The sequence below is a fragment of the Streptomyces sp. NPDC059142 genome (assembly GCF_042755665.1).
In the GTDB taxonomy this organism is placed as follows: domain Bacteria; phylum Actinomycetota; class Actinomycetes; order Streptomycetales; family Streptomycetaceae; genus Streptomyces.
In genome coordinates, this window is sequence record NZ_JBHZDA010000181.1 from 1 (window position 1) to 5,788 (window position 5,788).

Sequence of the window (5,788 nt, forward strand, 5' to 3'; positions counted from 1 at the left end):
CCCTAAAAAAAACCCAACAAAACCGCGCGGAGCCTCCTTTTTTTACAACGACCCCGCCCCCAAACGGTTGGGCCCCGGGACGGTGGCCCCCCCCCCCGCCCCCGGGGGGCGTCGGCATCACTTGCCGAGAAGCTTCTTGATCTTCTTGGCGTCGCCCGGGGCCATCTCGGCGTTGCCGGTCAGCCGACGCGTCAGCCGTGACGACTTGTGCTCGAGCAGGTGGCGCTTGCCGGCCCGCTCCCGCAGCACCTTGCCGGAGCCGGTGATCTTGAAGCGCTTGCTGGCACCGCTGTGCGACTTGTTCTTCGGCATGACGCCGTTCTCTCCTCGTCAGTGGCGCTCCCAGCCGGTCCGGTTTCTCGACCGGCGCGCGGGAGCGTCAGATCTCTGGTGTGTGGTTCCGAGCGGAGCCGGGGGCCGCCTGGGTGGCGCCCCCACGGATCACACGTCGGAAGATGCCTCGACGGGGGTCTCGGCCGGAGCCTCGACGGTCTCGCCGGCCGACTCCTCGGGCGTGTGGCCCTGGCGCTCCGCCTTGCGGGCCGCCTGTGCCTCACGGGCCTCGGCCATGGCCTCGGTCTTCTTCTTGTGCGGACCAAGAACCATGATCATGTTCCGGCCGTCCTGCTTCGGGTTCGACTCGATGAAGCCGAGCTCCTCGACGTCGGACGCCAGGCGCTGCAGCAGTCGGAAGCCCAGTTCCGGGCGGGACTGCTCACGACCACGGAACATGATCGTGATCTTGACCTTGTCGCCCTGCTTGAGGAACCGGACGACGTGACCCTTCTTGGTGTCATAGTCGTGCGGGTCGATCTTCGGCCGGAGCTTCATCTCCTTGATGACCGTGTGCGCCTGGTTCTTGCGCGCCTCACGGGCCTTCATGGCCGACTCGTACTTGAACTTCCCGTAGTCCATGAGCTTGCACACGGGCGGACGGGCGTTCGCCGCGACCTCGACCAGGTCCAGGTCGTACTCCTGTGCGAGCTCCAGGGCCTTGGCGAGCGGGACAATGCCCACCTGCTCGCCACTGGGACCGACAAGTCGCACTTCGGGAACGCGAATCCGGTCGTTGATGCGGGGCTCGGCGCTGATGGATCCTCCTCGGTAGCACCACACGACTGTCTGGCAGACAGCCGCGTAACGTCTGTTGTTTCAGACCAACCGCGGCGGCACAGCAAAAATGCCCCGGACGGCACACAGGCAGGAGCTCCTCGAATACCGGAGCACCGCCGCGTACGTACCACGGGGCGCATCGGGCGGTTCCATCGTCCGTACGGAACGATGGGCACCACCTGACCGGTGACCCGCCGCCCCCGAGGGGCAGCCAGGTGGGAGATCGGAGCCTCCACTTGTGGGCCGGGCACGCAGGTGTCCGGCCGGTCGTTACACAAGGTTAGCATCCCCCGGGCCGGTGTGCTAACCCCGTGCCTCCCCTCCGCTCCCGCATACGGTGCGGCTCTGGCGTGGGCCTATCGTGTGGGACATGAGCGACGCGACCTCCCCCCAGTCCACCCCGGCAGCCCCGGATTCACCCGGCTACGACGCCATGGCCCGCGACATCGCGGAAGTCCCCGCCGTCGAGGTGATCGTCACGGTCGCGGTGAACCTGATGAGCGCGGCGGCCGTGAAGCTCGGACTGACCGAGGAGGGCGACGAGCACAAGGACCTGGACGAGGCCCGCAAGCTGGTCCACGCGCTGGCCGGGCTGATGGACGCGAGCACGACGGAGATCAGCTCGTTCCACGCGGCGCCGCTGCGCGACGGGCTGAAGTCGCTCCAGCTCGCCTTCCGCGAGGCGTCGGTCGTCCCGGACGAGCCGGGCCAGGGTCCGGGCGAGAAGTACACGGGCCCGGTCTACGGCTGACCGGCTCTAGGAGCGTACGTACAGGGGCTCGCCCGGTGGGGTGGCCTCGGCCGGCAGCACCGCCAGGTCGAGTCCGCGCACCAGGCGGGCCCTCAGTACGTCGTCGTCCGCGAGGGCCCGCGCGACCCTGCCCGCCGCCTCGGCGGGGGGTACGGCCGCGTCCAGCAGGAGGGCGAGCGTGCCGTCCGCGCTGCCGGGGCCGAGATAGGCCCGCACCACCGCCGGCTCGGCGGCCACGGCGGCCCGTACCGCCGCCGTCACGGCGGGGTCGTCGAGCGGACCCGTCCCCGTCCGGCCCTCGGCGAGGGCCAGCAGGGCGGGCCCGGTGATCTCGTACGGGACGGGTCCCGCCAGGTCGAGCACGACGGTGTCGGCCCGCTCGTGCGCGGCGGCCTGGAGCGCCTGGTGCAGCGGTACGGCGACGGGCCTGGCCCCGGGGTCCCAGCGCCCCAGCGCCTCGACGGAGGTGAAGGCGGGCAGCGCGCGCCGGTCACCGGCCCGGAGGGTGGGCACCGCCATGTCGCTGGTCTTCTCGCGGCGCAGACCGTTCTCGTCCTCTTCCACGTCCCCCAGGACGGCCACGACGGGCACCAGCAGCCGCGCGGTCCGCAGCGCCGCCAGCACGGGGCCGTGGGCCGCACGGTCCTCGGCCCAGGCGGCGAGGGCCGCCGTCAGCGCGGGATCGGCGGTGCCGTCGTCGTCGGAGAAACCGGGGTCCGGGATGTTCTTGAGCGCCACGGGACGAGCCTAGACGAGTCGTTCAGAGGTGGCGTCGTCCGCCCCTTGGCCCGCAGGCGGGACCTCGGAACGGTTCGTCCAGGGGTGGTGCGCGGACGTAGGGTCCTCGGGTGGATCTTTCGGTCGCGGTGTACGACAGGGCGGGCGGGCACGAGGCCGGGTACGGCGCCGACCGGACCTATGTGACCGCGAGTGTGGTGAAGGTCGCGGTGCTGGCCGCCCTGCTGCTGCGGGCGCAGGACGCCGGCCGGTGGCTGGAGCCGGGCGAGGAGCGGCTCGCGGAGGCCATGATCGAGCGGAGCGACAACGAGGCGGCGACGGCGCTGCGGGCGGCGGCCGGGGGTGTGGAGGGGCTGGACGCGGCGCACGCGCGGCTCGGCCTGACCCGGACGGTGGCGGCCCCCGCGTGGGGGCTGACACGGACCACGGCGGGCGACCAGCTCACCCTGCTCAAGGCGGTCTTCGACGCGGACACCCGGCCGGACGCGCCGCTGGACGTGCGGTCGCGCCGCTATCTGGCGGGGCTGATGGGGCGCGTGGTGCCCGGTCAGGACTGGGGTGTCCCGGCGGCACGCGGCGCGGGCACCCGGACGGGCGCGACCGGCCGCCGCGGTGACGGCGTCGCCCTGAAGAACGGCTGGCTGCCCCGGTCGGAGAGCGGCCTGTGGGTCGTCCACTCCGTGGGGTGCGTGGACGACTGCCTGGTGGCGGTCCTCTCCGACGGCCACGCCTCGAAGGAGGAGGGCATCGCCCGGGTCGAGGAGGCCGCCGTCGGAGCGGTGCGCCGGGTCGTGGCGCTCCGGCGCGGCTGACCCCACCCGTCGTACGCGGGTCTCAGCGCCAGCGTCCGATGGCGAGGCGCCGGCCGGAGCCCCGCCAGAGCAGCACTGCGCCCGCCAGCAGGACGGCGCCGGTGACGCCCGCGGCCGGGGCCAGCCAGACGGCCGGGTCCGCGTCCTCGTGGGCGACGTCGGGGCCGTCGCCGAAGTAGTGCTTGCCGAACCCCGCGGACCGGCTCTTGAGATCCGTACGGGCCAGCTTGCCGGCCGCCTCGATCGCGGCGGCCGGGTCGATGAAGCCGTACCCCCGGGCGTCGTCGCGCCCGCTCTCCGGGGCGTCGCGCGCGGTGTCGGCGACCAGTTTCTTGATCTGGGCGGGGGTGAGGTCGGGGTGGGCGGAGCGGATGAGGGCGACGGCGCCGGAGACGAACGCGGCGGCGGCGCTGGTGCCCCAGCCCTCGTAGTAGCGCCGGTCGGGGTCGGCGATGACGACGTCGACGCCGGGGGCGCTGACCGTGGCGTACCAGCGCCGGGTGGAGAAGGACGCGTGCGTGCCGTACTCGTCGACGGCGGTCACGGCGATCACCCCGGGGTACGCGGCGGGGTACGAGATGTGGTCGCCCTTCTCGCCCCCGTTGCCCGCCGAGGCGACGACGACGGCGCCCCGGGACAGCGCGTACTGGACGGCCGCGTCCTCGGCCGGTTCGGGGTGGGCGGACTCGCTGTCGTCGCCGAGGGAGAGGTTGATGACGTCGGCGCCCTGGTCGGCGGCCCAGCGGATGCCCTCGGCGAGGGCGCCGCCCTTGGAGGCGCGTGCCTTGGCGCGGGCCGGGTCGCTGCCTTCGAGGATGACCCGGACGGGCAGGATCTTCGACTCCGGCGCGATGCCGAGCACACCGTCCGTGCCGCCGGTGCCGTGGCCGTGTCCCGCGATGATGCCCGCCATGGCCGTGCCGTGCCGGGCCCAGGAGCGGTCACCGCTGCGTGCGCCGAAGCCGATCAGGTCCTTGCCCGGCAGCACCTGCCCGGAGAGGTCCGGATGGGTGTCGTCCACACCGGTGTCCAGCACCGCGACGGTGATACCGGTGCCCTGCGAGTGGCGCCACGCCTGTTCGGTGTGCATCGCGTCGAGCGCCCACTGCTGGGCCCGGATCGCGTCGGCGTGCGCCGGGGTCGCGGGCAGCAGCAGGACGGACGCGGCGGTGAGGACGGCGGCGATCCGGTGGTGGCGGCCACGCCGCGTCGCTGCGGTCTTCGGCGTCATGGGTTACGGGTCCTCCGCGTTCTGGTGGGCACCGGCGGTCCGTATCGCGCGGGGGTCAACGGGGGGCCGCCGTGCCGGCGCCGACCGCCTTGCGCAGCCCGCGTTCTATACGGTCGGCGACGCCTTTCGCCTCATGTCCGAGACCGGCCTGTGCGGCGGGGGTCGTGGCGCCGTCGGCCATGGCGTGGTCGGCGGGCTGGGGGGAGGTGACCGGACGGCCGTCGGCGAAGCCGGAGACGGCGTACACGACGACGGGCACCTCGGTGAGGACGTTCACGGTCCAGCTCGCGCGCTGCGCCGCGCCGAACGTGGCGGCGACGGTGCCCTCGACCGGGAACGTGCGGGGCATCAGGTCGGTGCGTTCGGTGAGGTCGTCGACCCGGAAGCGGGTGCGCAGGGCGCCCATCGCGGTGGCGTCGCCCCGGGTGAAGACCAGTCCGACGGTGATGACGCTGCTGGAGGTCGCGTCGGCGTACGTGGCGCGGACGACCCGGGAGCAGCCCAGGGGGCGCAGGACCCGTTCCAGCAGGGGGTCGAGGGTGGCGGCGCAGGTGCTGTCGGGCGCGACGCCGATCCGGGTCCAGCGCCGGTCGGAGCCGCCGGGTCCGGCGCCGTCGCCCTTGAGGGTGCGGGGGAAGAGGGTGTCCACGGGGGCGCTGTGCCAGAGGCCGCGGGCGACGGTGTAGTCGTCCCTGGCGGCCGGTTCCGCGGCCGAGTCGCCGGTCAGCCAGCTCCCGGTGACGGCGCCGCCGATGAGGCCGACCCCGAGGACCACGCAGGCCACGGCGGCGGCCGCCCTGGCCGGGCGCCGTACGGGGACGGGGCGCAGCCGCGCGGTGCTCTCCGAGGGGGTCCCGGCGGGCCCGGCCGCCCAGGGGAACACGGTCGGGGTGGCCGGGGCGGAGGGCATCGCCGGGGGGCGGGCGGGCAGCGGCGGTACGGAGGGGGGCGCGGCCGGGACGGGGGGCGCGGTGCGGGGCGGCGCGTACGGGGCGCGCGCGCCGGCGATCAGGAACGGGGTGGGGAACGGGGTGTTCGAGGCACCGGGACGCGGAAGGCCGGCCGACGGGACCGGGGCGGCCCGGGGCGGGGGCGCCCCGCGGGGGGGCGGGGGGCCCCCCCCCCCCCCCCCCCCCCCCCCCC

General features: G+C 74.2%; 7 protein-coding genes. 2 read left to right on the forward strand and 5 right to left on the reverse strand.

What is annotated here, in order from left to right; translation table 11 throughout:
* Positions 1-117: 117 nt before the first annotated feature.
* Both rpmI and infC read right to left on the reverse strand, forming a co-directional pair.
* Complete coding sequence (gene rpmI / locus ACFXPK_RS32300; protein WP_003947156.1) at positions 118-312, reverse strand: 50S ribosomal protein L35; 195 nt, start codon at positions 310-312, stop codon at positions 118-120.
* A gap of 129 nt (positions 313-441) precedes the next feature.
* Positions 442-1,116 carry a translation initiation factor IF-3 gene (gene infC / locus ACFXPK_RS32305; RefSeq protein WP_385007030.1) on the reverse strand — a complete coding sequence of 225 codons (675 nt, stop codon included), beginning with the start codon at positions 1,114-1,116 and terminating at the stop codon, positions 442-444.
* Between the two features lie 367 nt (positions 1,117-1,483).
* Here infC and ACFXPK_RS32310 point away from each other — a divergent pair, with 367 nt between their 5' ends.
* Positions 1,484-1,864 (forward strand): DUF1844 domain-containing protein, encoded by a 381-nt coding sequence (locus tag ACFXPK_RS32310; RefSeq protein WP_385007027.1) that lies wholly within the window; start codon positions 1,484-1,486, stop codon positions 1,862-1,864.
* A 6-nt stretch (positions 1,865-1,870) separates the two neighbouring features.
* Here the strand turns inward: ACFXPK_RS32310 and ACFXPK_RS32315 are convergent, their stop codons facing one another.
* Positions 1,871-2,602, reverse strand: a complete 732-nt coding sequence (locus ACFXPK_RS32315; protein ID WP_385007025.1) for an SseB family protein — start codon at positions 2,600-2,602, stop codon at positions 1,871-1,873.
* Positions 2,603-2,712: 110 nt separating this feature from the next.
* Between ACFXPK_RS32315 and ACFXPK_RS32320 the strand changes: the two genes are divergently transcribed.
* Entirely contained in the window at positions 2,713-3,414 is a 702-nt protein-coding gene (locus ACFXPK_RS32320) for a serine hydrolase (protein WP_385080711.1), read from the forward strand.
* Positions 3,415-3,436: 22 nt separating this feature from the next.
* On the opposite strand, the gene mycP is transcribed toward ACFXPK_RS32320, so the two are convergent.
* Together mycP and ACFXPK_RS32330 are read right to left on the reverse strand one after the other, a co-directional pair.
* A complete protein-coding gene (gene mycP / locus ACFXPK_RS32325) occupies positions 3,437-4,645 on the reverse strand; it encodes a type VII secretion-associated serine protease mycosin (RefSeq protein ID WP_385080712.1) in 1,209 nt (402 codons plus the stop codon).
* Between the two features lie 55 nt (positions 4,646-4,700).
* Positions 4,701-5,555: a hypothetical protein gene (locus ACFXPK_RS32330; protein ID WP_385080714.1), complete on the reverse strand. Its 855-nt coding sequence runs from the start codon at positions 5,553-5,555 to the stop codon at positions 4,701-4,703.
* Positions 5,556-5,788 lie beyond the last annotated feature (233 nt).